Source organism: Actinomadura rugatobispora (genome assembly GCF_055379765.1).
The window spans coordinates 4,005,043-4,029,192 of sequence record NZ_AP029191.1 but is presented as its reverse complement, the minus strand read 5'-3'; the positions used below and the strand labels follow the sequence as shown (position 1 = coordinate 4,029,192).

At 70.9% G+C, this 24,150-nt stretch carries 23 protein-coding genes; 13 read left to right on the top strand and 10 right to left on the bottom strand.

Translation table 11 applies throughout. From position 1 onward, the window contains the following. Positions 1-22: 22 nt before the first annotated feature. Positions 23-1,174 (bottom strand): hypothetical protein, encoded by a 1,152-nt coding sequence (locus ACZ466_RS17300; protein ID WP_464043879.1) that lies wholly within the window; start codon positions 1,172-1,174, stop codon positions 23-25. Between the two features lie 649 nt (positions 1,175-1,823). Here ACZ466_RS17300 and ACZ466_RS17295 point away from each other — a divergent pair. From ACZ466_RS17295 to ACZ466_RS17255, 9 genes are all read left to right on the top strand, one after another. Continuing rightward, positions 1,824-2,258 carry a hypothetical protein gene (locus ACZ466_RS17295; protein ID WP_378280042.1) on the top strand — a complete coding sequence of 145 codons (435 nt, stop codon included), beginning with the start codon at positions 1,824-1,826 and terminating at the stop codon, positions 2,256-2,258. Between the two features lie 43 nt (positions 2,259-2,301). Further along, positions 2,302-2,670 carry a hypothetical protein gene (locus ACZ466_RS17290; RefSeq protein WP_378280040.1) on the top strand — a complete coding sequence of 123 codons (369 nt, stop codon included), beginning with the start codon at positions 2,302-2,304 and terminating at the stop codon, positions 2,668-2,670. 33 nt (positions 2,671-2,703) lie between these two features. Then, positions 2,704-3,090 (top strand): rhodanese-like domain-containing protein, encoded by a 387-nt coding sequence (locus ACZ466_RS17285; protein WP_378280038.1) that lies wholly within the window; start codon positions 2,704-2,706, stop codon positions 3,088-3,090. 107 nt (positions 3,091-3,197) lie between these two features. Further along, the gene (locus tag ACZ466_RS17280; RefSeq protein WP_378280037.1) at positions 3,198-4,988 is read left to right on the top strand and encodes an AfsR/SARP family transcriptional regulator; all 1,791 of its coding nucleotides are present in this window, start codon (positions 3,198-3,200) and stop codon (positions 4,986-4,988) included. A 152-nt stretch (positions 4,989-5,140) separates the two neighbouring features. Beyond that, positions 5,141-6,022 (top strand): glycosyltransferase family 2 protein, encoded by an 882-nt coding sequence (locus ACZ466_RS17275; RefSeq protein ID WP_378280035.1) that lies wholly within the window; start codon positions 5,141-5,143, stop codon positions 6,020-6,022. 893 nt (positions 6,023-6,915) lie between these two features. Beyond that, positions 6,916-7,278: a hypothetical protein gene (locus tag ACZ466_RS17270; protein WP_378280033.1), complete on the top strand. Its 363-nt coding sequence runs from the start codon at positions 6,916-6,918 to the stop codon at positions 7,276-7,278. A gap of 9 nt (positions 7,279-7,287) precedes the next feature. Then, positions 7,288-8,964, top strand: coding sequence for an NAD(P)/FAD-dependent oxidoreductase (locus tag ACZ466_RS17265; RefSeq protein WP_378280031.1), 1,677 nt, complete (start codon positions 7,288-7,290; stop codon positions 8,962-8,964). A 65-nt stretch (positions 8,965-9,029) separates the two neighbouring features. Further along, positions 9,030-9,173 carry a hypothetical protein gene (locus ACZ466_RS17260; protein WP_378280029.1) on the top strand — a complete coding sequence of 48 codons (144 nt, stop codon included), beginning with the start codon at positions 9,030-9,032 and terminating at the stop codon, positions 9,171-9,173. Positions 9,174-9,195: 22 nt separating this feature from the next. Beyond that, positions 9,196-10,497 carry a cation:proton antiporter gene (locus tag ACZ466_RS17255; RefSeq protein ID WP_378280027.1) on the top strand — a complete coding sequence of 434 codons (1,302 nt, stop codon included), beginning with the start codon at positions 9,196-9,198 and terminating at the stop codon, positions 10,495-10,497. Positions 10,498-10,695: 198 nt separating this feature from the next. Here the strand turns inward: ACZ466_RS17255 and ACZ466_RS17250 are convergent, their stop codons facing one another. The 4 genes from ACZ466_RS17250 to ACZ466_RS17235 all read right to left on the bottom strand — a co-directional run bounded on the left by ACZ466_RS17250 (position 10,696) and on the right by ACZ466_RS17235 (position 14,759). Then, entirely contained in the window at positions 10,696-12,249 is a 1,554-nt protein-coding gene (locus ACZ466_RS17250; protein ID WP_378280025.1) for a tripartite tricarboxylate transporter permease, read from the bottom strand. A gap of 12 nt (positions 12,250-12,261) precedes the next feature. After that, positions 12,262-12,717 (bottom strand): tripartite tricarboxylate transporter TctB family protein, encoded by a 456-nt coding sequence (locus ACZ466_RS17245; protein ID WP_378280023.1) that lies wholly within the window; start codon positions 12,715-12,717, stop codon positions 12,262-12,264. Between the two features lie 15 nt (positions 12,718-12,732). Then, positions 12,733-13,713, bottom strand: a complete 981-nt coding sequence (locus tag ACZ466_RS17240) for a tripartite tricarboxylate transporter substrate binding protein (RefSeq protein ID WP_378280021.1) — start codon at positions 13,711-13,713, stop codon at positions 12,733-12,735. A gap of 269 nt (positions 13,714-13,982) precedes the next feature. Then, on the bottom strand, positions 13,983-14,759 hold the full coding sequence (locus ACZ466_RS17235; RefSeq protein WP_378280019.1) for an IclR family transcriptional regulator: 777 nt from the start codon (positions 14,757-14,759) through the stop codon (positions 13,983-13,985). A gap of 165 nt (positions 14,760-14,924) precedes the next feature. On the opposite strand from ACZ466_RS17235, the gene ACZ466_RS17230 reads away from it, so the two are divergent. The 4 genes from ACZ466_RS17230 to ACZ466_RS17215 are packed head-to-tail and all read left to right on the top strand — an operon-like array spanning position 14,925 to position 20,063. Beyond that, positions 14,925-16,634: a thiamine pyrophosphate-binding protein gene (locus ACZ466_RS17230; RefSeq protein ID WP_378280018.1), complete on the top strand. Its 1,710-nt coding sequence runs from the start codon at positions 14,925-14,927 to the stop codon at positions 16,632-16,634. A gap of 26 nt (positions 16,635-16,660) precedes the next feature. Then, positions 16,661-17,935 (top strand): aspartate aminotransferase family protein, encoded by a 1,275-nt coding sequence (locus tag ACZ466_RS17225; protein WP_378280016.1) that lies wholly within the window; start codon positions 16,661-16,663, stop codon positions 17,933-17,935. Beyond that, a complete protein-coding gene (locus tag ACZ466_RS17220; protein ID WP_378280014.1) occupies positions 17,932-19,329 on the top strand; it encodes an amidase in 1,398 nt (465 codons plus the stop codon). The genes ACZ466_RS17225 and ACZ466_RS17220 overlap by 4 nt, the downstream gene beginning before the upstream one ends. Further along, complete coding sequence (locus ACZ466_RS17215) at positions 19,326-20,063, top strand: SDR family oxidoreductase (RefSeq protein ID WP_378280012.1); 738 nt, start codon at positions 19,326-19,328, stop codon at positions 20,061-20,063. Before ACZ466_RS17220 ends, ACZ466_RS17215 begins: the two co-directional genes overlap by 4 nt. A gap of 15 nt (positions 20,064-20,078) precedes the next feature. Here the strand turns inward: ACZ466_RS17215 and ACZ466_RS17210 are convergent, their stop codons facing one another. From ACZ466_RS17210 to ACZ466_RS17190, 5 genes are all read right to left on the bottom strand, one after another. Continuing rightward, positions 20,079-20,225 carry a hypothetical protein gene (locus ACZ466_RS17210; RefSeq protein ID WP_378280010.1) on the bottom strand — a complete coding sequence of 49 codons (147 nt, stop codon included), beginning with the start codon at positions 20,223-20,225 and terminating at the stop codon, positions 20,079-20,081. 79 nt (positions 20,226-20,304) lie between these two features. Further along, positions 20,305-20,565: a hypothetical protein gene (locus ACZ466_RS17205; protein WP_378280008.1), complete on the bottom strand. Its 261-nt coding sequence runs from the start codon at positions 20,563-20,565 to the stop codon at positions 20,305-20,307. After that, positions 20,565-21,326, bottom strand: a complete 762-nt coding sequence (locus tag ACZ466_RS17200; RefSeq protein WP_378280006.1) for an SDR family NAD(P)-dependent oxidoreductase — start codon at positions 21,324-21,326, stop codon at positions 20,565-20,567. Before ACZ466_RS17200 ends, ACZ466_RS17205 begins: the two co-directional genes overlap by 1 nt. A 19-nt stretch (positions 21,327-21,345) precedes the next feature. After that, on the bottom strand, positions 21,346-23,325 hold the full coding sequence (locus ACZ466_RS17195; protein WP_378280004.1) for an acetoacetate--CoA ligase: 1,980 nt from the start codon (positions 23,323-23,325) through the stop codon (positions 21,346-21,348). Further along, a complete protein-coding gene (locus ACZ466_RS17190) occupies positions 23,309-24,145 on the bottom strand; it encodes a mycofactocin-coupled SDR family oxidoreductase (RefSeq protein WP_378280002.1) in 837 nt (278 codons plus the stop codon). The genes ACZ466_RS17195 and ACZ466_RS17190 overlap by 17 nt, the downstream gene beginning before the upstream one ends. Positions 24,146-24,150 lie beyond the last annotated feature (5 nt).

The window sequence follows — 24,150 nt, the reverse complement described above, 5'->3', positions numbered from 1 at the left end:
ACGCGCGTGAGGTATCGAGGGCTTATCGGGTCAGCCGTCCGTGCTTCCAGATCGCAGAGTCGGCGGAGGCCCTGTCCACCGGGAAGACTTCGCCGACCGCCCACAGCCGCGGGCTGCGCGGCACGGTCGTCAGGTCGTAGACCAGGACCGCCTTCCCGTCGGGACGTTGCGGTCGCGCCGTCGTCCACCGCCCGTTCGCGTAGTGCAGAAGCTCAGGCGCCTCATACGGCTGGTCGGTGCCCGAAATGAACCACACGCCCCCGCGCCCGTCGGGAATTGCCTGCCGCAGGGACCTGGCACCGATATCGGGCACCTGGACGCGGCGCCACGAGGTCCCGTCGAAATGCAGCGCGAGAGGAGTCTCGGTGTAGTTCTCTTCGCTCGCCTGGTATTCGAACCCCACCACCCACACGTCGTGGGGCGACTGGGCGCGGATGTCGAAGAAGCCGACGCTGTGGTCGTCCTCCTCCGGCAGATCCGGGAGGTCCACCTTGCTCCAGGTGCGGCCGTCCCAGTGCGCCACCATGTCGTAGCCGGTCGGTGCGGTGCCCACGGCCCAGATGTCGTCCGCGGCCACGGCGTCGGCGCCCGCCAAAGTCCCCGGCGGGGTCTCGACCTGCGTCCACGTGCGGCCGTCGAAGCGCCAGGTGCCGACGCCCGGCCCTACGCGCGAGCCGCCGAACACCCACACGTCGCGTCGGCTCAACACCACGGCATCGGTGATGAGCTCGCCCGACGGCCACCGCTTGGAGACGCTCCACGTGCGCCCGTTCCAGCGAAGTGCGAAGGCCTCCCCGGCGAAGTCACTGCCGCCGAACGCCCAGACGTTGCGCGGGCCCGACGCGTTCGCCGCAGAGATCGGACGTTCCAGCCCGGCCGGTAGCGGAACCTTCTTCCACGACGTGCCGTTCCAACGCTCGGCGGTCGGGACGGATCCGGCGTCCGACAGGCTCCCGCCGAACGCCCAGGCATTGGCCGGTCCGGTCGCGACCACCTCGTCCAGCCAGTCGTAGTGGCCCCGATCCTTGATGTCGGCGATACGCCATGCGGGCGTTCTGGCCGTGTCCGCCGGAGCCGCCCCGGTCGTGTCCGACGCAGCCGCGGGAGCGATACCGACGCCGAGCCCGAGAACGGCCGCCGTCAGGGCAGCATGCAAGGCGAATGCTCGAGACATTCCCCCGTCCTTCCTTCCACCCGATCCACGTAGATCGAGAAAGGCGGTGACCGGGCTGAACCGCGCTCGATCTGCAGGACGTTCGGATTCATGGAAGCGTTGACACGAATGTCCGGGAGTGGTCAAGAGGCGCAGCAAAGGGATCTTGGTGGTGCTGCGCCGTCAGGTCGTGGCTGGACTGGGACGACCGCGTCGTGCTCAGGCGGTGGTGCCTCGGCTTCACTTCAGGAACTCGTTCTCGGTCTCCAGTTGCCGGTTACGCGGCCAGTTCCTTCTTCTCCGCCGAGGTCGGCCGGCCGGATCCGTTGTCGGCGCTGGCCTGGTTCACCCAGTTCTGCGGGCAGGTCCGGCTGATCCACAGGTCCTTGCCATCGAGGTGTCACCCTGGCGCGCCGGCTCGACCGCGGCGCCGGAACTCGGGCGGGTGCGGTGCGGGCATGACGGTCATCCTTCCTGGCGATCGCGCCGTCACACGTTCGCTCACACGCCGGCACCGCATCGTCTATGTCAACGGCAGTCGGAAACTGCCGCGGGGCGCACGAACGGGGGATGAAATGCCACGCACCGCCGTGATGGCCGGCTGGCGTGCCTTCACCGATGCCGGGGAATCCGGGGCGTGCGCCTTCTCGACGACGTGCAGAAGGCGAACATGAAGGTGAAAACTCTGCGGGGGAGAGTCGCGGGCACGCTCGCGCTGGGCGCGCTGGCGACCCTGGTCACCGGCGCACTGCCAGCGGCGCCCGCGGGTGCCGCGACCGCGCGGTGCACGCTGCGCATCTCGGCGTCCTTCGAATACCAACTGGTCAAGTACAACCGGGTCACCAACACCTGCACGCCCGCCGACACGCGCGACCGGATGGTCCAGTCCATCATGTGGGGCGCCGACTGGCCGGACGGCGACGATTTCCGGTACTCGCGGAGCCCGGTCCTCCTCAACGAGACGTACACGGTCCAGACGGTCCTCCTCAACGAGGACAGGGCCACCGGGGACGAGGTCTACACGGAGAACAGGTTCGTGCGGCCGAACGGGTCCATCTACACCGTCGAATCCAATGAGGTGCACGGCGACTTCTGGCCGTTCTAGCGCCGCCGGCGGAACACGCGGGAACCGAAGAAAGGACAATGCCATGGCCATTCGCGGGAAACTGCACGCGAACGCGGCCCATCTGCTCCACCCGGGCGAGCCGCTGCAGGCGGCCTTCTGCGCACAGACGACGAACCCGTTCCTCGCGCTGCTCTCCATCTGGATCATCATTGTCAAGGACGCCTACCGCGTTGTCGTGGTCACCGACAGGCGGATCCTGGTGTGCCGGTCCGGACGGCTCAGCATGAGCAAGGTCGGCGGCGTCATCAGCGAATATCCGCGCAATCTGCGGATCGGGCCCCCGAGCGGCGTCTGGTGGCGCTGCGAAACGCTGGGCGAACGACTCTACGTCCACAAGCGCTTCCACAGGGACGTGAACGCCGCAGACGCGGCTCCGCACATCGGAAACTGAGCGATTCCGCTCGGAAGGAGAACTGGAGAAACCATGAGAAAGACCGTCAAGGACCTGGTGGCCAATGCCAGGCAGCAGGTCCGTGACATGTCGGCGGCCGAGGTCGCCGAGGCACTGGAAGGCGGCACCGCGGTCGTCGTCGACCTGCGCGAGCCGGACGAGGTGCGCCGCGACGGCGCCATCGCCGGCGCGGTGCTCGCACCCCGCGGGATGCTGGAGTTCTGGGCGGATCCCGCCTGCCCCTACCACCGGCCCGAGTTCGACCCCGCTACGCGGACGATCCTGTACTGCGCGTCCGGTGGCCGGTCCGCGCTGGCCGCGCGGAGCCTGAAGGAGATCGGGTACACCGACGTCGCCCATCTCGGCGGCGGGCTGACGGCGTGGGAGGAGGACGGCCGCCCGGTCACGTCCCAGCCGTGACAGGTGGCCGGATCCGGATGGCCGCGTGCGGGGGCGCCGCGTGCGGGGACACACTGGTGACTCTCCGGACGGGCGCCCCGCGCGCGCCGTCGAACGAGGTGGGAGCCATGGTGACGATCCGGCTGCTCGGCCCGCCGACCATCGAGCGGGACGGGCAGCCGGTGCGGACGCCCCGGGGCCGGAAGGCGTGGGCCCTGCTCGGCTACCTGCTGCTGGCCGAGCGGCCGCCGAGCCGGCAGCGCCTGGCCGAGCTGCTGTTCGGCGACGCCGGCGACCCGCTTGGGGCGCTGCGCTGGGCGCTCGCCGAGCTGCGCCGCGCGCTCGGCACCCCCGGCCTGTTCGGTGGCGACCCCGTGGCGACCGAACTGGGGGGCGGGGTGCGGGTCGACCTCCACGTGCTCAAGGACGCGAGTGACGACCCCGCCCCGCTCCTGGACCTCGGCGGCGAACTCCTCGAAGGCGTGAACCTGGCCGCGAACCCGGAGTTCGAGTCGTGGCTGCTGGTGGAGCGGCACCGCGTGTCCGCGGCGGTCGAGGCGCGGCTGCACCAGGCGGCGGTCGCGCTGCTGGCGGCGGGAAACGCTCGCGAGGCGATCCCGTACGCGTCGCGTGCCGTCGCCCGCAACCCCGTCGAGGAGGGCCATCACGAGGTCCTGGTCCGCGGCCTGGCGGCGGCGGGCGACCGGGCCGCGGCACTGCGGCAGGCCGCGGTGTGCGAGGACATCCTGCGCCGCGAACTGGGCGTCGCGGCCTCGCCGGCGCTCCGGGAGGCGGCGGCCGTGGCCCCCGTCCCCCCGCCCGTCCCGGCGCTGAGCGCCCGGGCGACGGCGTCCAGCCGGCTGGAGGCCGGCCGCGCCGCCATCGTGGCGGGCGTCATCGACGCCGGCCTGCAGTGCCTCCGCGCCGCCGTGGCGGAGGCGGCCCGCTCCGGGGACGTCGCACTGCGGGCCCGCGCGGCGGCCGCGCTGGGCGGCGCGCTCGCCCACGCGACCCCGGGCCGCGACGAGGAGGGGCCGCTGCTGCTGCACGAGGCGATCCAGCTGGCCGACCGGGCGGGGGACCGCGCCACCGCGGTGACCGCCCACCGGCAGCTGGGCTTCCTGGAGGTGAAGGCGGGCCGCCGCAAGACCGCCGACGCCTGGCTGGCGAAGGCCGAGGCGCTGGCGGAGACGGACGAGCAGCTCAGCGCCGTCCTCGGCGTCCGCGGCATGAACGCCTCCGACCGCGGCGACTACCCGGCCGCCCTCCGCCACCTCCGGGGGTCGGTGGAGCGGGCACGCTGCTGCGGCGACCACCGGCAGCGGGCGTGGTCGCTGTCGATCCAAGCCCGCGCGCACCTGCTGCGCGCCGAGCGCGCCGAGGCGATCGCCGCGCTGGCCGACTCCCTGGAGCTGGTGTACGAACAGCGCTGGATGGCGTTCCTGCCCTGGCCGAGGGTCCTGCAGGCGGAACTCGACCTGGCCGCCGGCGAGGCCGACGCCGCGGCCGACGCGCTGGAGCAGTCCTGGGTGCTGGCCTGCCTGCTCGGCGACCCGTGCTGGCAGAGCATGTCCGCGCGAGGGCTCGGCCTGCTCGGCGTCCACCGCGGGGACCGCGCCGCCGCCACCGGCTGGTTCGAGGACGCGGCGACCCGGTGCACCCGGATCCCGGACCGCTACCAGTGGGTCCACGGCTACGTCCTCGACGCCATGATCACCGCTGCGCTGGACGACGGCGACGCCGACCGCGCCGGGCCGCTCGTGGCGGCGTTCGCCTCGCTGGCCGCCCGCTGCGACATGCGCGAGTTCGTGGTGCGCGCCCATCTGCACCGGCACCGCCTCGGAGACGGGAGCGCGCTCACCGCCGCCCGGCTGCTCGCCGCCGACATCGACAATCCCGCGCTCGCGAAGCGGCTCTGAACAGGACGGTGCCGACCAACGACTCGTACTCGGCCAGGCCGGGCCGCCGCCTATCGGGCAGGTTCGTGGCGGGCCAGGTGAGGGCGCCCGCGGCGGTGAGGATCGATGACGACAAGCGCGCGGCGTCGGGTTCCGGCGCGGACGCGGGCCGCTTGAGCACTGAGTTTTGGGCACCGGCCGGGCGGTACGCGCCGCGGACCCGGATCGTGCTGGCCGCGCTCCCGCTGGCCGGATTCGCCGCCTGGGCCATGACCCACCTCGTCGCGATCGTCACCACCTTCCGGACGCCGTTCGGGGCGACCTGCGTGGCCTGGACCGTGTCGTTCCTGACGCTGCGGTGGCTTCCGGTCTCCTGGCTGGAGCGCCCGTTCCGTGCGTCCGGCGAACGGCGCGCGGCCCTCGACAAGCTGACCGTGACCGTCCAGGTGCCCGTCTACAACGAGGACCCGGCCGCGCTGCGCGCCTGCCTGCGCTCGGTGCTGGAGCAGAGCCGGCGGGTGGACCGCGTACGGGTCGTCAACGACGGGTCCGCGGACACCGACGGCGAGCCCGTCACCTACGACGACGTGCGCCGCGACTTCGAGGCCGCCGCGTCCGCGCTCGGGATCGACACCACATGGGAGCTCACCGCGAACCGCGGCAAGCGGTTCGCGCAGATGCACGCCCTCGCCGGCGACGACGCCGACGTCTTCGTCACCCTCGACAGCGACTCCGTCCTCGACCGGCACGTCGTCCGGGAGGGGCTCCTGTCGTTCGCGGACCCGCGCGTGCAGTCGGTGGGCGGGCACGTCCTCGTCCTCAACCGAAGGGCGAACCTGCTGACCCGCATGACGTGCGTGCTGTATCTGCCGTTCACGCGCGGCATGCGCAGCGCCCAGTCGGTGCTGCGGCGGGTGACCACCAACTCCGGGACGCTGGCGTTCTACCGGGGCGAGGTGGTGCGGCGCGCCGCGGGTGTGTACGAGCACGAGCGGTTCGCCGGCCGAGTTCGATCGCGTTCACGCTGGTCCCCGAACGGCTGGACCACTACCTGAAGCAGCAACTCCGCTGGATGCGCGGGACCACCGTGCGTCACCTGTGGTGGCTGCGCTACCTCGTGAGCTACCTGTCGGCCCTGCGCATCTTCGTCGTCCGGCGCAGCGACGAGCCGTAGGCCGACCGCCGGCCTGAGGGATGCAAGCGACCGGCAGCGCACCGGGCGTCAACCTCACCCGCGTCAACCCGCCGCGTCAGTCCTGACCGATCGGCCGGATGGTGTGGAGCCCCGTGAAGCCCCGTGTGGCGGAAGTCCAGCAGGGGCTATGACCGAGCTGGCAGTGATCACCCTGCGCTTCGCGCCGGTCCGCGGATCGTGACCGTCGGGTGCGTCCTGGGGCTCGTCTACCTCGCCGAGAAGACCGCAGTGGTGATCACGCAGTGGCTGGGGCCGCCGACGCCAGGGCACGACCGGCCGTGCCCCAGCTCTCTCCACCCACCTTGGTGCGTGTTCTCGGTCGGCCTGCCGGTGCTGACAGCACTGGCGATCAAGTGTGGCGGGCGCTGGCGGAGGCGATCGCGATCCGCTCCGCCCTGACCGCCTACCAGGCGCGGCGACCGGCCAGGGCGAGGGGACCTCGACAGCGGGGCCGGCTGGCTGATGCAGGTGTCCTCAGCCTTCGACGCCCCCGGCCGGAAACATCCCCTGGCGCCGCGTTGCGCCTCCCGGTGTAGCGAGTGAGGGTTTCGTCCCGCGGCGCGCTGGCCGACCTGCGGCTGAGCAGGGACATCCAACGCTTCGGGGCGACCGCGCTCGGTGGCCGCTGAGATCCCTCTGGTGTCCCGCTGGCGAGACGGCTGGATTTCGCTCCGGCAAACGTCGGCCCTCTGGAAACCGGCGGCGGCTGATCTAGCCTCATTCAGTCAGCTCCCACCGACGGCTGGAGGCGCGATGAGTCTCGAAGAGCAAATCCTCGAGGTCGAACTGGAGCAATGGAAGATTCTCTCCTCCGACGACGGTGCGGCGTTTTACCGCGACCGTTTGTTGAAGGACGCGCTCATGGCCGTGCCCGCGCCGCATGGGATCATGGACCGGGACACCGTCGTCAGCGAGGTGACCGGGGCGCCGCCGATCGTGGAGTACGAGCTGTTCGACCCCAAGGTCGTCCTCCTGACCCCCGACAGCGGCGTCATCGTCTACTCGATGTGGCAGCGCCGCAAGGGTCAGGAAGGCTTCAAGGCCGCCATCTCCAGCGTCTACACCGTCCAGGACGGCGAGCTGTACATGGCCTACCACCAGCAGACTCGGCTCTAGGCCGTTTCCATGGCCAACGCTACGGATCACGACGTCGTCATCCTCGGTTCGGGCATCGCGGGCTCCGTCGCGGCGGCCTGCCTCGCCCGGTCCGGACTGGACGTCCTGATGGTCGACGCGGGCAGCCACCCGCGCTTCGCGGTCGGCGAGTCGACCATTCCGGTCACCTCCACGATGGAACGGCTGCTCGCCGAACGCTATGGCGTTCCCGAACTGGCGCACCTTTCCTCGTTCGAGGGCGTCCAGGAGCACATCAGCACCAACTGCGGGGTGAAACGCAATTTCGGCTTCGTGTACCACGAGGCCGGGAAAGAGGTCGACCCCGGGCAGGTCCACCAGTTTCCCATCTCGAAGATCGCGCATACCGAGAGCCATTTCTTCCGGGCCGACGTCGACCACTGGATGGTGCGCGTCGCGCAGCGGTACGGCGCGCGGCTGCAGGAGAACACCCGGGTCGGCGACATCCGCATCGCCGACGACGCCGTCACGCTGCTCGCCGAGGACGGCGTGGAGATCAGCGGCCGCTTCCTGATCGACGCCAGCGGGTTCCGGTCGCCGCTGGCGGTGCAGGAGGGGTTGCGCGAGACGCCGACGCGGCTGCGCACCCATTCGCGTTCGATCTTCACGCACATGACGGGCGTCGTCCCGTTCGAGAAGACCCTCGACCGCGCCGACGCCTACGGCAACCCCAGCCCGTGGAGCGAGGGGACGCTGCACCATGTGTTCCCCGGCGGCTGGATGTGGGTCATCCCGTTCGACAACCACGCCGGGTCCACCAGCGACCTGTGCAGCGTGGGCATCAGCTACGACCCGCGCATGCACCCCAAGGGGGACGACCCCCAAGCGGAGTTCGACCGGTTCCTGGCCGAGCACCCTTCGGTGCGCGAGCAGTTCCATGAGGCGAAGGCCATCCGGCCATGGGTGTCCACCGGGCGGCTGCAGTACTCCTCCAACCGCACCGTGGGCGACCGCTGGTGCCTGACCGCGCACGCGGCCGGGTTCATCGACGCGCTGTTCTCGCGCGGTCTGCAGAACACGATGGTGGTGCTGAACGAGCTGCTGTGGCGCGTCATCGAGGCATGCCGCGACGATCACTTCGAGGCCGGCCGCTTCAAGCCCGTCGAGGACCTGGAACAGGGACTGCTCGACGTCAACGACGAGCTGGTCGCCGGGGCCTACACCTCGTTCGGGCACTGGGACCTCTGGGACGCCTGGTTCCGCGTCTGGGAGAGCAACCAGGTCCTGTCCACGATGGAGGTCTCGCGAGCCTATGCCAAGTACCTGCGCGACCAGGACTCCGAGGCCCTGGCCCACCTGGCGGCGGTCGGCCCGAGCGGGCTGCTGCCCGACCACGCTCCGCTGCGCACGATGACGCAGCAGGCGAACACGGTCGCCGCGGAGGTCCAGGAGGGGCTGCGTACGGCGGCCGAGGGTGCGGACCAGATCTTCGCCCTGCTGCGGGAGGCCGACTTCATCCCGCCACCGTTCGGCCTGGCCGACCGCGCCCACCGGTGGTTCGACATCACCCCGGCGAAGCTCGCACAGACGGTGCTCTGGACCCGGAAGGAGGCTCCTCCGGAGATCGGGAGGCTGTTCGCCGAGGGCATCTTGCTGCCGCTGGACAGCCAGATCACCGGCCACGAGAACGCCGTCCGCCGGGAGATCAAGGACTTTCTGGGTGAGTGATCCACGGGCCGCCTTCTGTGAAGGCGGCCCGTTTCCTTTTCTCGAGCAGCCGACGGAGCCGAACCTTGCCGACCGGGTCATCCGGTCGCGGTGCCTCGGAGCTGGTGTCGAGCTACTTCGTCGTCGCCTACCTGGGCCTGACCGTCCCGGTCATCGGCGTGGCCGTCGTGCCGGCCAACGGCACCCTGCTGGTAGTGGGGGCTTGGTGACCCTCAGGACCAGGAGCGTGCGATGAGCCTGTCCGACGCCGACCTGTTCCGGCTGCTGGCGACGATGGTCCTGCTGCTGGTCGCCGCCCGCCTGCTGGGCAGGTTGTTCGCGCGGTTCCGGCAGCCGCCGGTCGTCGGGGAGATCCTCGGCGGGCTGCTGCTGGGGCCGACGCTGTTCGGCCTGCTCGCCCCGGAAGCGCAGCGCTGGCTGTTCCCCGCCGACGGCCCGGTCGCCTCCGGCCTCGGGCTGGTCTACCAGCTCGGGATGCTGCTGCTGATGTTCGTGGCGGGCGCGGAGATGCGCAGCGTGTTCTCCCGCCGCGACACCGCCGCGGTGACGGTGATCGCCGTGGTCGGGATGGCGCTGCCGCTGGCGGCCGGGCTGCTGGCGGTCCGGTTCGTGGACCTGTCCGCCCTGGCCGGACCCGCCCGCGACCACACCGCCCTGGTACTGGTGCTGACCGCGGCGCTGGCGGTCACCAGCATCCCCGTCATCTCCCGCATCATGCTCGACCTGGGGATCATGCAGACCTGGTTCGCCCGCACGGTGCTGTCGGTGGCGGTGCTGGAGGACATCGTCCTCAACATCCTCCTCGCCGTGGCCCTGGGTCTGGTGAACGAGGACCAGGGCGGCGGCTTCGGGATGACCGCCCTGCTGCACGGCCAATCCACCGCCACGGTCGCGGGCTACCACGCGCTCGCCTCGCTCCTCTTCTTCGCCCTGGCACTGGCCGCCGGCAGGCTGCAGGCACGCGATCGCCCACACCGCCTGACCGTCGGGCGCACCGACGACCGCGTCACCGCCCAGGTGGCGCTCACCCTGGCGGTCACTGCGCTGGCCCTGCTGCTGGGCGTGGCACCGATGTTCGCGGCGTTCGTCGTCGGGCTCCTGGTCGGCTCCCGCGATGGCGAGTCGGCGGCGCTGGCCACGACCCGGACGTTCGCCTCGGCGTTCTTCATCCCGATCTACTTCGCGATCGTCGGCCTCAAGCTGGACCTGGTGCATGGCCTGGCGCCCGGCTTCACCCTGGCGTTCCTGCTGTTCGCCTGCTTGGTGAAGATCTCCAGCGTCTACGCCGGGGCCCGGCTGACCGGCCACGGCCCGGTGGACGCCGGTAACCTTGCTGCCGCGATGAACGCCCGCGGTGGCCCCGGCATCGTCATGGCCACCCTCGCCTACGACGCCGGGATCGTCAGCCAGCAGCTGTTCACCGCCCTCATCCTGACCGCCGTGGCCACCTCCCTGCTGGCCGGCGCCCTGCTGGACCGCGCCGTGGCCCGCGGCCACTTGCTCCCCCAGATCCCTGAACCCGCCGCGCCATGACGGGGCGGCCTGGCGGGCTGCGGGTGGCCGGCGGGGTGCCTCAACGTCCTCGCGGCCCATGAGATGTGAGCTTCGGAATGCTCCGGCAAGCTTCCTGCCGGCCATGTCCTTCGTGCCCTCGTATCCCCTGGTGGTGACCGTCGCCGCCGCCCGGGCGGTCTGGGAGTCGACGACGATCGCCACCGGAACGGGGCAGTCTCAATCGTTCATGCTGCGGACCGTTTTCTCCTGGTGATCGGGGGCCGGTTCGGAGGCGTCTGTCGGCTCCGCCGGGTCGGGGCGCTTCCTGGAACGCCGGATGTTGCCGATCAGGGGACTGAGCAGCAGGGCAAGGGTGAGGACGAGGATGACGGCGGAGACCGGGCGGGTGGCGAAGATGCCGAGGTCGCCGTTGGAGATGAGCAGGGACTGGCGGAAGGAGCGTTCCAGAATGGCGCCGAGGGCCAGGGCGAGGACCAGCGGGGCCGGGTCGAAGCCGGTCTTGCGCATCAGGTAGCCGATGATCCCGCAGCCGAGGGCCACCCACACGTCGAAGGTGCTGCTGTTGATCGTGTAGACGCCGAGCAGGATCACGGTGACGGTCAGCGGGGCGAGCAGGGTGAAGCGCAGCCTGAGCAGCCGGATGAACATTCCGACGAGCGGGACGTTGAGCACCAGCAGCATGAGGTTGCCGACGTACATGGACGCGATCACGCCCCAGAAGACCTCGGGGTGCTCGTTGATGAGCTGGGGTCCGGGGGTGATGTCCTGGATCAGCAGCGCGCCGAAGATCACCGCCATCACGACGTTGGACGGGAGGCCCAGCGTGAGGAGCGGGATGAAGGCCGCGGTGGACGAGGCGTTGTTCGCCGTCTCCGGCCCGGCCACGCCCTCGATGGCCCCCTTGCCGAACCGCTCCGGTTGTTTCGCCCGGCGTTTCTCGACCGCGTAGGAGACCAGCGAGGAGATGACGCCTCCGCCGCCGGGGACGATGCCGATCAGGAAGCCGATCACGCCGCCGCGCAGCACCGACCCGCGGGCCTGCCGCCAGTCGCGCCGTGACGGCCAGACCCGGGAGACCGGAGGCAGCGAGCCCGGCGTGGTGGTCTGGTGCTCCAGGTTGTAGAGCATCTCGCCGATGCCGAACAGGCCCATGGCCACGGCGACCATGTCCATGCCGTTGAGCAGTTCGCCGAAGCCGAAGGTCAGGCGCGCCTGGCCGGTGATGGGATCCTGGCCCACGGTGGCGATCAGCAGGCCGATTCCGACCATGACCAGGCTCTTGGCGAACGATTTCGTCCCCAGGAACGCGACCATCGCCATTCCCAGGACGGTCAGCGCCGCGTACTCCGGTGGCCCGATGGCCAGCGCGGCCCGCGCGAGCAGGCCCGACACCAGGGTCAGGCCGATCACCGCGACCGTGCCGCCGAGGAACGAGCCGACCGCCGCGATGCCGAGCGCCGGGCCGGCGCGGCCCTGCCGCGCCATCTGGTAGCCGTCGAAGGTGGTGACGATCGACGCGGACTCACCCGGTAGCCGCAGCAGTACGGACGTGATCGTCCCGCCGTACATGGAGCCGTAGTAGATCCCGGCCAGCATGATGATCGCTGACTCGGGGCCCATGGAGAAGGTCAGCGGGAGCAACAGGGACATCGTCGCCACCGGTCCGAGACCCGGTAGCACTCCGATGACCATGCCCGCGAACACTCCGATGAAGACGAACAGCAGGTTCGCCGGTTGGAGCGCGACCGCGAGGCCGTCGAGCAGGCCCATATGCCGTCTCCCTCAGATTCCCCAGATGATGTCGCGGGGCAGTGGAACCTTCAGCACCAGCGCGAACAGGCAGAAGAACGCGGTCGAGGCGGCCGCTGACACGGCGACCGTGAGCAGCCACGGCTCCTTGCCGAGCACCCGGATCCAGAACGTCAGCAGCAGGAACGCGGGGAGTGTGAACCCGGTGTGCGGGAACAGCAAGGCGTAGCCGATCATGCCGGCGACGGCCGACCAGACGGCTCCGGCCCCGCCGGTGAACGGTTCGTGGTCGCTGAAGTCGCGGCGCAGCAGGAGCGCCAGTGATCCGAGCACGGTCAGGCAGCTCACGATGAGGGGCCACATGCCGGCCCCCGGGTCGCTCGGCGTCCCGGCGTCCAGGGCCAGCGAGCCGGCCATGCCGAGGCAGCCCGCGGACAGGGACGCCACGGCGGCGGCCCGACGGCCAATGATCTTCAGGGGGTGTTCCATGCCGGACTCCGGGGGTCAGCGCTTGAAAATCTGGCGGTAGGTCTGCTGGAGGTCACTTATCGTCTTCGCATAAGCATCGGGACCGACGAACTGCTTGGGAATGTAGTTCTCCCCGATCGTCGCGACGACCTTGGGGTCCTGGAGGGTCTCCCGCAAGGCCGTCTCGAGCTTGCGTGTCACGGCGTCGGGCATGCCCTTGGGACCGGCGAGGCCGTTCATGCTGACGCTGAGCGTGAGGGTGGTGAACCCCAGTTCTTTGAGCGTGGGGACGTCGGGCAGGTAGGGAGCCCGTTCGGGGGACGTGATCGCCAGCGCGCGCATCTCTCCCGCGCTGACGCGGCTCAGGATGTCCTTGCTGGCGTCGACGATCGCGGCGTCCACGTTCTTGCCGAGCAGGGCGGTCAGGGCGGGCGCCACGCCCTCGAACGGCACCGGTTTGATCGGCACCTTGTACTCGCGCTGCAGGCGTTCCATCTCGATGTGCCCGGACACGGTCGCTCCGGCCGTCGCCACCTCGACGTCGCCGGGTCTGTCCCGCGCCGCGTCGAAGAACTCCTTCGCGCCCCGGTACTTCGAGTCGTTCGGGACGACCAGGACGCCGGCTCCGCGGTAGGTCTGACCGATGGGCTGGAACCTGTCCATCGTGAAGCCGACGTTCTGCCTGGTGGAACTGATGACCGCGAACGGCAGGCTCAGGTCGCAGAGCGTGTACCCGTCGGGCTTGGCGCGCAGCACCTCGTTGTAGGCGTTGCCGCCGCCCGCGCCCGGCTTGTTCTGGACGACCACCGCCTTGCCCAGCCGCGGTTCCAGGCCCTTGGCGACCGTTCTGACCAGCAGGTCCGTCGTACCGCCCGCCGCGAACGGAATGAGGATCCGCACCTCCTTGGCAGGGTAGTCCGCCCCGTCCGACCCGGAGGGCCCGGCGCCCGCGAGGCCGCAGGCGGCGGAGAGGAACACCGTGCAGAGCGCGGCGGCCGGCAGGCTGCGTTTCATCATCACGTCTCCCGTGGTCCGCGTCGGGCCATCGGCCCGCGAGTGTTCACATTGTGGTGATGTTGACCTCAATGTGTACGGGATACTATGAGGCGGCCCACGCGAGGCTGTCAATGGCCTGGAGACGTGGAGATCGGCGCGGCCCGCCCGGCCGGCCCGCAGGTGTCGAGGAACCTCGAACGTGCAGGCGACGGCCTTGGGACGTGCCGGTGAAGGGCTCGATCAGACCTGAACGAGTCGTGTCGTGGGGCGCGCTCGGGTGAGCGCGGTGTTCAGTTCCGCGGGGGAGGATAGGGGCCGGTGTAAGCCAGTCCGCGGCTGATGGCCTCGCCCGCGGCCATCACCGCGTCCGCCAGCTCCGGCAGGCGGGAATCGCTGAGGCGGCCGACCACGCCGCTGACGCTGACGCCGGCGACCGCCTCGTCCCCGTGAGCGTCGAAGACGGGGGCGCCGACCGCGCCCGTCTCCGGCAGGAACTCGCCCCGGCTGACGCAATAGCCCAGCTCACGGATCTCCTCGATCCGGTCCCGGAGCGCCGGGCGCTGGTAGGCCGCCAGGCGCGCGAGCACGGATTCCTGCAGTTCCTTGCCGCCGAAGGCGAGCAGCGCGAGGCTCGATCCGCCCCGGTCGTAGGGAAGCCGGCCGCCTTCGTCAAGAGCCTGGCTGACGACCGGGTAGGAGCCGACGACCCGGATGAGGCAGACGGCCGCGTCGTCCTGTTTCACCACGAGGTTGGTCGAGTCGCCCGTCTTCTCCGACAGCTCGGTGAGGATGGGATGGGCGACGCCGCGAATGCTGAGCCGCCGCCTGGTCAGCACGCCCAGTTCCACCAGGCCCAGGCCCAGGCGGTAGCTGACGCGCGAGGTGTCCTCGCGTTCCAGCAGCCCATGGCGGACGAGCGTCTCGCAGATCCGCACCACGGTCGTCCGGCTCTCGCCGATGGACTCGACCAGGTCGGCCGGGGTCACCCGCTCGCGTTCCCTCAAGACGTCCAGGATCGTGGCGGCCTTGTCCAGAACCTTGATCGTGCCGATCTTCGCTGGATCCATCGAAGCGGAGCACCCTTTCCGTCTTCGGCCACGCGCCGCGCACCCTTCGGTCGCCGCATCGTGGACAACGTGTTCATGATGTGTTGACGCTTACACTACTCTCATCGTACTGTTCGCGATGAGGTTAGAGTAACCGTCATGTGAACGATTTAACGGGAGCGGTTCGTGCATGTTGGTGAGCGCCTCGGCGCGCTACTCGTCGCCGCCGGTGTCCGGCGCGTGTTCGGCGTCCCCGGAGGCCAGACGACCCCGCTCTACCACGGGATCGCGGGACAGGACGGGGCGATCACGCACACCCTGATGCGCGACGAGCGGAGCGCCGCCTTCGCGGCCGACGCCTACGCGCGGATGTCGGGCAGGGTCGGCGTCTGCGACGCGACCGTGGGGCCGGGCGCGAGCAACCTGGTGTCCGGCCTGCTGGAGGCCTACACCAGTTCCATCCCGGTGCTGGCGATCATCGCCGACATCCCCCGGCACTGGGAGACCCGCCGCCGGTTCGGGTCCGCCTCGCAGGGCTTCGAGCAGCGCTCGTTCCTCGAACCGTGCGTGAAGTACTACGGCCGGGTCGAGCTTCCCGAGAACCTGGACGGCGTGCTGGCCACGGCACTGCGGATCGCCACCTCGGGACGGCCGGGCCCGGTCGTCCTGGAGATACCCGACGACGTCTTCTCGGCTCAGGCGCCCGGCCCCCTGCCCGTCGCCCGGCTCAGCGCCGCGTACCCGCAGTCGCGTACGAGCCCGGACCCCGCCTCCGTGGACGCCGCCGTGGAACTGCTGCGCAACAGTCGCAAGCCGCTGCTGCTCGCCGGCGGCGGTGCGCTGGGCGCCGGGGCCTGCGACGAGGTCCAGCGGCTGGCCGAACGTCTGGGCGCGCCCGTCGCGACGACCCTGAACGGCAAGGGCGTCCTCTCCGAACACCATCCGCTGGCCGTCGGGCCCGCGGGGTCGTTCGGGGTGCCGCTGGTCAATGACCTGCTGGCCGAGGCCGACTGCGTGGTGTTCGTCGGCACCAAGGCGGCCCAGGGCGCCACCCTGAACTGGACGCTGCCGCCGCCCGGCACGCCGATCGTCCACCTGGACCTGGACGCGACGGAGATCGGCCGGAACTTCCCGCAGAGCCTGGGGCTGGAATGCGACGCCAAACTCGGCGCGCGGGCCCTCGCCGACGCCCTCCCGGAAAGGGGGCGCGGCGGCTGGGACCTGGAGCGCGTCCGGCGGCTGTCCGAGCAGTGGTGGCGCGGCGCGGAGGACGACGGCCTGGACGAGGACGGCGCGGTGAAGCCGCAGGCGGTGATGCGGGCCCTGGACGCGGTCATGGGCCAGGACGACGTCCTCGTCACCGATGCCAGCCTGTCCTCCGGATGGGGCGCCGCGTACTGGCGCACCCGCAGGTCCGGCCGCACCTTCCTGGCCCCGCGCGGGCTCGCCGGTCTCGGCTGGGGCCTGCCTGCGGCGATCGGCAGCGCGCTGGCGCTCAGGGACGCGGGCGAAGACGCGCGGGTGTACTGCGTCGCCGGTGACGGCGGGTGGGCCTACTCCCAGTCGGAGCTCGAAACGCTCGCCCGGCTGCGGCTTCCGGTGGTGGCGACGGTGCTGAACAACTCGGTGCTCGGGTGGACGCGGCACTCGGCCGCGCACCGCTACCCGGACACCGAACCGATCTCCCAGGACTTCACCGACGTGGACTTCGCGGCGGCGGCCGTGGCGATGGGCACTCTCGCGCATCGCTGCACGACGCCGGACCAGTTCACGGAGGCCGCGACGAAGGCCGCCGCCGGCCAGGCCGACGGTCCGGTCGTGCTCGAAGTGATCTCGTCCAAGACCGAGTCCCCGGTGATCAAGCCCGGGGGCCGGCAGGCCGTCACCGCCTACTGAAACACGCCACGCTAGGGAGCAAGCCGATGACCGACAACCGAACCGACGAGGGCGGCGCCGATCTACGTCCGCGTGCCCTGGACGTGGCGCCGGGCGGGGTGCATTCCAACGCCCGTCTCGCCCACGCCGGGGCGTTCTTCGAGCGTGGCAGCGGGGCGCATCTGTGGGACATGGCGGGCCGCCGCTACATCGACTACGTCCTCGGGCGCGGGCCCAACCTGCTGGGGCACGCGCCACCGGCCGTCCTGGAAGCGGCGAACACGGCGGCGGCGTCCGGCATGAGCCTCGGGTCGCAGCATCCGCTGGAGGTGCTGGCCGCCGAGAAGCTGCGCTCACTGCTCGGCTGGGCAGAGATGCTCCGGTTCACCACGACCGGCAGCGAGGCCGCCGAACTGGCCCTGCGCGTGGCGCGGGCGTACACGGGCCGCCAGGAGATCGTCCGGTTCGAGGGCCACTACCACGGCTGGCTGGTGGACGACGTTCCCGCGCCCGGCGGCGATCAGGCGGCGACGCGCTGGCCGTCCGGCGTGGATCCGTGGACGCACCTCCTGCCTTGGAACGATGCAGACGCCCTGAAGGCGCTCCTGGACCGCCGCGGCGCGCACATCGCCGCCGTGATCATGGAGCCGGTGATGTTCAACCATCGCGGCACCCTTCCGGCCCCCGGATACCTCCAGACGTGCCGCCGCCTCACCGAGGCGTGCGGCGCGCAGCTCATCTTCGACGAGATCGTCACCGGTGCCCGCCTGGCGCCCGGCGGGGCGGCCGAGCTGTTCGGCGTCACCCCGGACCTCGCCTCCTACGCCAAGGGCATCGCCTCGGGCTGGCCGGTGGCGGCGGTGGCGGGTCACCGCGCGGCCCTCGGCAAGGTCGAGGACGGGACGGTCAATCACCGCGGGACCTACAACGGATCGACCGCGAGCATGGCCGCCGTCGTGGCCACCGTGGACGCCCTCGCCGACGGCAAGGTCCACCGGCACATCGACGACGTCGGCTCGCACCTGATGTCGGGCCTCGCGGACAGCGCCGAGGAGGCCGGGATCCGGGTGCGCGTCCGCGGCTTCCCGGCGGCGTTCTACCTCGCCCTGGTCGACCGTGACCCCGGTGAGCCCTGGGAGGAGAAAGTACCGCCGGACATGCGGGGCTACCAGCGGCTCGTGGAAGGGCTGGCAAGACGGGGCGTCTGGGCCAGCGCACGCGGCAACTGGTATCTCTCGGCGGCCCACACCCACGACGACGTCGCGGCCACGCTCAAGGCGTTCCGCGGCGCGCTCGCAGAACTCACGGAGGACGCCCGATGAGCACCGATCTGTGGCGGCTGTCCGCGCATGAGTCCGGGGCGCTCATCGAGTCCGGGAAGCTCTCCCCGGTCGAGCTCACCGAGGCCCTTCTCCAGCGCGTCGACGCACTGAACCCGCACTTCAACGCGTTCATCACGGTCACGCCCGAACGAGCCCGGCAGGACGCGAAGGCGGCCGAGGCACGCGCCGTGCGGGGAGAGCGCCTCGGCCCGCTCGACGGCGTCCCGCACTCGCTCAAGGACCTGGAGCCCACCGCCGGGATCCGCACCACCGGCGGCTCACTGTGGACGAAGGACCACGTCCCGGACCACGACTCGCTGGTGGCCGCGCGGCTGCGCGCCACCGGCTCGCCCCTGCTGGGCAAGACGAACACCCCGAACGCCGGCTACAAGGACATGACCGACAACCTGCTGGGTCCGCCCGCCAGGAACCCCTGGGACCCGACCCGGACCCCGGGCGGCTCCTCGGGCGGCGCGGCCGCCGCGGTCTCCGCCGGGCTGGGATCCCTGGCGCAGGGCGGGGACGGCGCGGGCTCGGTGCGGATCCCCGCCGCACTCTCCGGGGTGGTGGGGGTCAAGCCGTCCAACGGGCTGATCCCCAAGTGGCCGAGCAACGACTGGTACGCCACGCTGGCCACCGCCGGGCCGCTCACCACCACCGTCACCGACGCCGCCCTCATGCTCAACGCGCTCGCGGGACCCGACCGGCGGGACCCGCTGTCGATCGACCGCGTGCCGCCCGACTTCACCGTGGCGTGCCAAGGATCCGTGCGCGGCCTGCGCGTCGCCTGGAGCCCTGACCTCGGTCACGCGACCGTCGACCCGGAGGTCGCCGAGATCACCGCGCTGGCCGCCCGGCGGTTCGAGGAGCTCGGAGCGTCCGTCGAAGAGGTGCCGATCGCCTGGGGAGAACTCGCGCGGGAGATCATCGAACCCACCTGGGGGATCCACTTCGTCGCCCGCTTCGCGGAGAAGGCCGAGGAGCGTCCCGAATGGGTCGAGCCGAGCCTGCTGGAGTACGTCCGGGACGGGCACACGCGCGGCGCCCTGGAGTATCGGCGGCTCCTCGCCCGCCGTGCCGAGCTCTACGACCGCGTCCGGCAGCTGTTCGACACCTACGACCTGCTCCTCACCCCGACGATGCCGCTCGCCGCCTGGCCCGCGGAGCCGGAACCGGACACCCCGCTGTTCGACCGCCTGCCCTTCACCTACCCGTTCAACCTCACCGGGCATCCGGCGGCCAGCGTCCCCTGCGGCCTCGACGGCGCGGGGCTGCCCGTAGGGCTGCAGATCGTCGCCGACCACCATCGCGACGACCAGGTGATCGCGGCCGCGGCACGCTTCGAGGAGGCCCAGCCCTGGACGCCGCACGCCCCGCTGCCGGGTGACCAATGAGCAGGCACGCCCTGGTGGTGGGCGCGTCCAGCGGCATCGGCGCCGCCGTCGCGCAGACCCTGCTGCGCTCCGGCTGGCGGGTCACGGTCGCGGCCCGCCGCCTGGACGCGCTGGCCGAACTCGCGGAACGACTCGGACCCGCCTGCGTCCCCGCCGCCGTGGACGTCACCGACGCGGAGTCGGTCGACCGCCTCGCCCGCTCCATCCGGAACGGGCCGGAGCTGAACGCGCTGGTGAACTGCGCCGGTCACGACCTCGGCGGCCGGACCCCGTTCCACCGGTCAGAGATCGATGACGCGCTGTCGGTGCTGCACACCAACGCAGCCGGACTGCTCCGCCTCACCCACGCGATGCTGCCCGCCCTGGCCGAGGCCGATCCGGCGGACGTGGTCAACGTCGGATCGGTCAACGGCGTGCGCGCCGCGGCGGGGCTGGCCGCCTACAGCGCCAGCAAGTTCGCGGTGCACGGCTTCACCGCGGCGCTTCGCGAAGAATGCTCCGAGATCGGGGTACGCGTGACCGAAGTGCTCCCGGGCATGACCCGCACGGACTTCGCCGCCACGCGCTGGCGCGGCGACCAGGCCAAAGCCGCCGCCTACTACGACAGCTATCCCGCCCTGCTCGACCCCGCCGACGTCGCGAACGCCGTGCGGTTCGCACTGGAACAGCCGCCTGGCGTCTGCCTCAGCGAAATCACCATCCTGCCGTTCCCCACGCGAGACTCACGACCTTGACCGGCTTGCTGAACCTCAGAGTCTCAACGCCGTGCAAGCCCCCGGCCAGTCGGGTGCCGTGAAGGTCGCGGTGTTGTGGTCGGGGTCGACTCCTGCTCCGTCCAGGTAGGACGTCAGGCCGTCGACCCTGACCTGGTAGGTCCGGCCCGCGGCCAGGTCCACGGCGTGTTCGATCTGATGCTGGAGAAGCGCTGGACGCCGCTGGCGATGGCCATGGCGAGCCAGTGGTGGTTGAGTTCCTTCAGGCGGCCAGTCCGCCGGTGACGATGACGATCATCTTCAACCCGACGTTCGTCACCGGCGGCCACTGACCGACGTACCTCGGGTCCAGCGGGGCCGCGAAATCCAGCGCCGGGGGCAGGTCCTGGGGAATGCTGATCGAGCCGTTCCCGGTCAGCGTTCTCAGCCATTCCCGGGCACCCTTGAGCGGGTAGGGGCTTCGGTCAGCAGCACCACCAAGCTGGATTGGGCGAGGCGGCCGGACAGCGCCCGGCACCGCCATCAGAACGCCACCTCCCCCTGGCCGCCGCTCATGACCAGGTCGTGGCCCGTCAGGAACGCGGCCTCGTCCGAGGCCAGGAACAGCACCCCGTAGGCGATCTCCAGGGGTTCCGCGGCTCGTCGGAAGTAGCGGTTCGACTCCTGTTTGCGCGCCCAGGCGGCGTCCGTTCCGTCCCTGATGCCGCGAGCGGCCGGGGTGTCGACCAGTCCGGGAGATAGGGAATTCACTCGGATGTGCGGCGCGTAGTCGAGCGCCATCTGCCGCGTCAGTGCGCGGATCGCGCCTTTGGAGGCGTGGTACGAGGCCAGCCGGGGCGAGGCCACGGTGGCGTGGTTGGAGCAGGTGTTGACGATCGCCCCCGAATTCTGGTCCACCATGACGGGCAGGGCCGCACGCGAAACGAGAAACGTGCCCGTGACGTTCACCTCCATCACCCGGTCCCAGTCCGCTCGGCTGGTCTCGTGAACCGCGCCGGAGATCGCCATGGCCGCGTTGTTGTGCAGGACGTCCACCCGTCCGTAGATCGCCACCGTGTGGTCGATCAAAGCCTGAGCAGCGGCCTCGTCGGACACGTCGAGCACGAACGGCGACGCGTCCCCGCCTTCGGCGACGATGGCTTCGGCCGCGGCTTCGGCCGCGTCGGCCGACAGATCCGCGCAGACGACACCGCGGGCCCCGTGCCCGGCGAACAATGCGGCGGTCGCCGCGCCGATACCGCCGCCGGCTCCCGTCACGATGCAGACCTTGCCGGCGAGCCGCATGTCCGTCACCACGTCCTCCCTAGCGTTTCAGGTGCTTTCTCGCGAGATCGACGAACACGCCGAGTGAGTCCGGGTCGGCGAGCGAGGCGGCGTCCAACGCCTTCTCCGGCGCTACCCCTTGGAACAGCCGTTTGAGGGGCACTTCGACGCGCTTTCCGGTCCGCGTGCGCGGGATGGCGGGTACCGCGATCACTTCATCCGGGACGTGGCGGGGGCTCGCCCGGGTACGGATGGCCTCGCGGACAGTGGCCACCAGGCGGTCGTCCAGGTCGATGCCAGGGGACGTCGTGACGAACAGCGGCATGTAGTACGTGCCGTCCCCATGCTCGACTCCCAGCACGAGGGCGTCGGCGATCTCCGGGACCGCGTCGACCGCCGAGTAGATCTCGGCGGTGCCCATCCGCACGCCCGCCCGGTTCAGTGTCGAGTCGGAGCGGCCCATGATCCGGCAGGTGCCCCGGTCGGTGATCTCGAGCCGGTCCCCATGCCGCCACACGCCCGGCCAAGGCTCGAAGTACGCCGTTCGATGGCGTTCACCGTCGTCGCGCCAGAATCCCAGCGGCATGGAGGGCATCGGCCTGGTCACGACGAGTTCGCCCACCTCGTTCACGACGGGCCGTCCGCTGTCGTCCCACGCCTCGACGGCGACGCCGAGCATCGGACGCTGCAGTTCTCCGGCCGTCACCGGCAGGAGCCGGGTACCGCCGACGAAACCACTGGCGACGTCGGTGCCTCCGGAGCACGAGCTGAGGAACACGTCCGGCTTGACCGAGTCGTAGACCCACGCGTACGTCGACGCGGGGAGCGGAGATCCCGTCGAGCCGATGCTGCGCAGCGCCCGCAGGTCGAAGCGGTCACCCGGCCGCAGTCCCGCCTTCTCACAGGCGCTGAGGTATCCGGCGCTCGTGCCGAGGTAGGTGATGCCGGTCTTCTCGGCGATCGCGAACTGCACGTCGAGCACCGGATGGGACGGGCCGCCGTTGTGGACGACGACGGTCGCCCCGGACAGCAACGCCGACGTGGCGATGTTCCACATGATCCACGCCGTCGACGCGTACCAGTAGAAGCGGTCACCGGGCCCGACGTCGTTGTGGAGAGCGGACTGCTTGTGCTGTTCGAGGACGATTCCGCCGTGACCGTGCAGGATGCCCTTGGGCGGGCCCGTCGTCCCCGACGAGTACACGATCCACAGCGGATGGTCGAAGGGCAGGGATTCGTACCGGGGTTCCTGCTCGTGCCGTACGGCCTCCTGCCAGGAGATCGTGCCGCCACGGTCGTCGTGGGGCCGCAGGACCGGAACGACGATGGTGGCCCGCAACGTGGGCAGCGCCGCGCGGATCTCCGCGACCTGTGCGTTCCGGTCGTAGGCCTTGCCGTTGAACCGGTAGCCGTCGGCGGTCACGAGGACGACCGGTTCGACCTGGGAGAACCGGTCGAGAACGGCCCGCGCGCCGAAATCGGGAGCGCAGACCGTCCACACCGCGCCGATCGAGGCGGCGCCGAGGAAGGCCACCACCGCCTCGGCACTGTTGGGGAGGTAGCCGGCCACCCGGTCGCCTCGGCGCACGCCCAGGCGGCGCAGCGTGTCGGCGAACGCTCCGACCTGGACGCTCAGCGACGCCCACGACACCTCCGCGGTCTCCAGATCCTCGTCCACCACGATCAAGGCGGGATGAACGTCGCTCCGGTTCCTCAGTGCCTGCTCGGCGAAGTTGACGTGAGCCTCTGGGAACCACACGGCGCCCGGCATCTCCGGGTTCGCGAGAGCGGCGCCGGGAGGATCCGGCAGCACCCCCGTCCAGACGGCCAGGTCCGACCAGAACTGCTCGAGGTGGTCGACCGACCAGCGCCATACGGCGTCGTAGCCGGCGGGATCGCCGAAGTCGAGCCCGCGGCGCTCGGAGACCCACGCGGCGAAGCGGTGGAGGCGGGTCCGGGCCGCCGACTCCGGCGTCGGCCGCCACAGCACCCGCCCCACCGGGTCAGGAGCCGTTCGCATTGAAGGCCGCCGCGACGTCGATCGTCGTACCGGAGATGTAGCGCGCTTCCTCGCCGGCGAGGTACAGCACGGCGTGGGAGACGTCCCGCGGCTCGATCCAGGTGACCGGCATCGGGTTCATCTGTTCCAGCCGCTCCTCCAGATCGGTCAGCGACGGTGCCGGGACGTCGGGCGCGAAGACGGCGTACACCTCGTCGTGGTGCATCATCGGGGTGTCGACGGCTCCGGGGAGCACGGCGTTGCACGTGATCCCCAGCATCGGCGCCGTCTCCAGCGCGACCGTCTTCACCAGCCCGATCAGTCCCCATTTCGACGCCGAGTAGTGCGCCAGGTTCGGGACGCCGCGGCGCCCGGCCTGCGACGACGTCACCACGATGCGCCCGTAACGCCGGTCGATCATGTGCGGCAGCACGGCGCGCAGGGTGTTGGCCACGCCCGTGAGGTTGACGTCGATGGTGTCCTGCCACATCCGGTCGTCCATGTCGGCCAGAGGGCGGTAGGTGACGATGCCCGCGTTCGCCACCACGATGTCGACCGCGCCGAAGCGCTCCACGGCCTGGTCCACGGCCCGCCGCATGCCGTCCCCGCCGCGTACGTCGGCCTCGATCGCGAGGGCGCGCCCGCCTTCGCGCTCGACCAGGGCCGCGGTCTCGCGCAGCTCCTCGGCCGTGCCCAGCGGGTAGGGCACCGATTCGATCCTGTCCGGGACGTCGACGACCACGACGTCCGCGCCCGCGCGGGCGAACTGAACCGCGTGCTCGCGGCCCTGCCCGTGGGCGGCACCGGTGATGAAGGCGACCCTTCCCTTGAATCCGGACATGAACT

Coding starts and splice junctions, on each gene's coding strand:
- ACZ466_RS17300 (WP_464043879.1), bottom strand. CDS start 1,174: ATGTCTCGAGCATTCGCCTTGCATGCTGCCCTGACGGCGGCCGTTCTC.
- ACZ466_RS17295 (WP_378280042.1), top strand. CDS start 1,824: ATGAAGGTGAAAACTCTGCGGGGGAGAGTCGCGGGCACGCTCGCGCTG.
- ACZ466_RS17290 (WP_378280040.1), top strand. CDS start 2,302: ATGGCCATTCGCGGGAAACTGCACGCGAACGCGGCCCATCTGCTCCAC.
- ACZ466_RS17285 (WP_378280038.1), top strand. CDS start 2,704: ATGAGAAAGACCGTCAAGGACCTGGTGGCCAATGCCAGGCAGCAGGTC.
- ACZ466_RS17280 (WP_378280037.1), top strand. CDS start 3,198: ATGGTGACGATCCGGCTGCTCGGCCCGCCGACCATCGAGCGGGACGGG.
- ACZ466_RS17270 (WP_378280033.1), top strand. CDS start 6,916: ATGAGTCTCGAAGAGCAAATCCTCGAGGTCGAACTGGAGCAATGGAAG.
- ACZ466_RS17265 (WP_378280031.1), top strand. CDS start 7,288: ATGGCCAACGCTACGGATCACGACGTCGTCATCCTCGGTTCGGGCATC.
- ACZ466_RS17255 (WP_378280027.1), top strand. CDS start 9,196: ATGAGCCTGTCCGACGCCGACCTGTTCCGGCTGCTGGCGACGATGGTC.
- ACZ466_RS17250 (WP_378280025.1), bottom strand. CDS start 12,249: ATGGGCCTGCTCGACGGCCTCGCGGTCGCGCTCCAACCGGCGAACCTG.
- ACZ466_RS17245 (WP_378280023.1), bottom strand. CDS start 12,717: ATGGAACACCCCCTGAAGATCATTGGCCGTCGGGCCGCCGCCGTGGCG.
- ACZ466_RS17240 (WP_378280021.1), bottom strand. CDS start 13,713: ATGATGAAACGCAGCCTGCCGGCCGCCGCGCTCTGCACGGTGTTCCTC.
- ACZ466_RS17235 (WP_378280019.1), bottom strand. CDS start 14,759: ATGGATCCAGCGAAGATCGGCACGATCAAGGTTCTGGACAAGGCCGCC.
- ACZ466_RS17225 (WP_378280016.1), top strand. CDS start 16,661: ATGACCGACAACCGAACCGACGAGGGCGGCGCCGATCTACGTCCGCGT.
- ACZ466_RS17220 (WP_378280014.1), top strand. CDS start 17,932: ATGAGCACCGATCTGTGGCGGCTGTCCGCGCATGAGTCCGGGGCGCTC.
- ACZ466_RS17215 (WP_378280012.1), top strand. CDS start 19,326: ATGAGCAGGCACGCCCTGGTGGTGGGCGCGTCCAGCGGCATCGGCGCC.
- ACZ466_RS17205 (WP_378280008.1), bottom strand. CDS start 20,565: ATGGCGGTGCCGGGCGCTGTCCGGCCGCCTCGCCCAATCCAGCTTGGT.
- ACZ466_RS17200 (WP_378280006.1), bottom strand. CDS start 21,326: ATGCGGCTCGCCGGCAAGGTCTGCATCGTGACGGGAGCCGGCGGCGGT.
- ACZ466_RS17195 (WP_378280004.1), bottom strand. CDS start 23,325: ATGCGAACGGCTCCTGACCCGGTGGGGCGGGTGCTGTGGCGGCCGACG.
- ACZ466_RS17190 (WP_378280002.1), bottom strand. CDS start 24,145: ATGTCCGGATTCAAGGGAAGGGTCGCCTTCATCACCGGTGCCGCCCAC.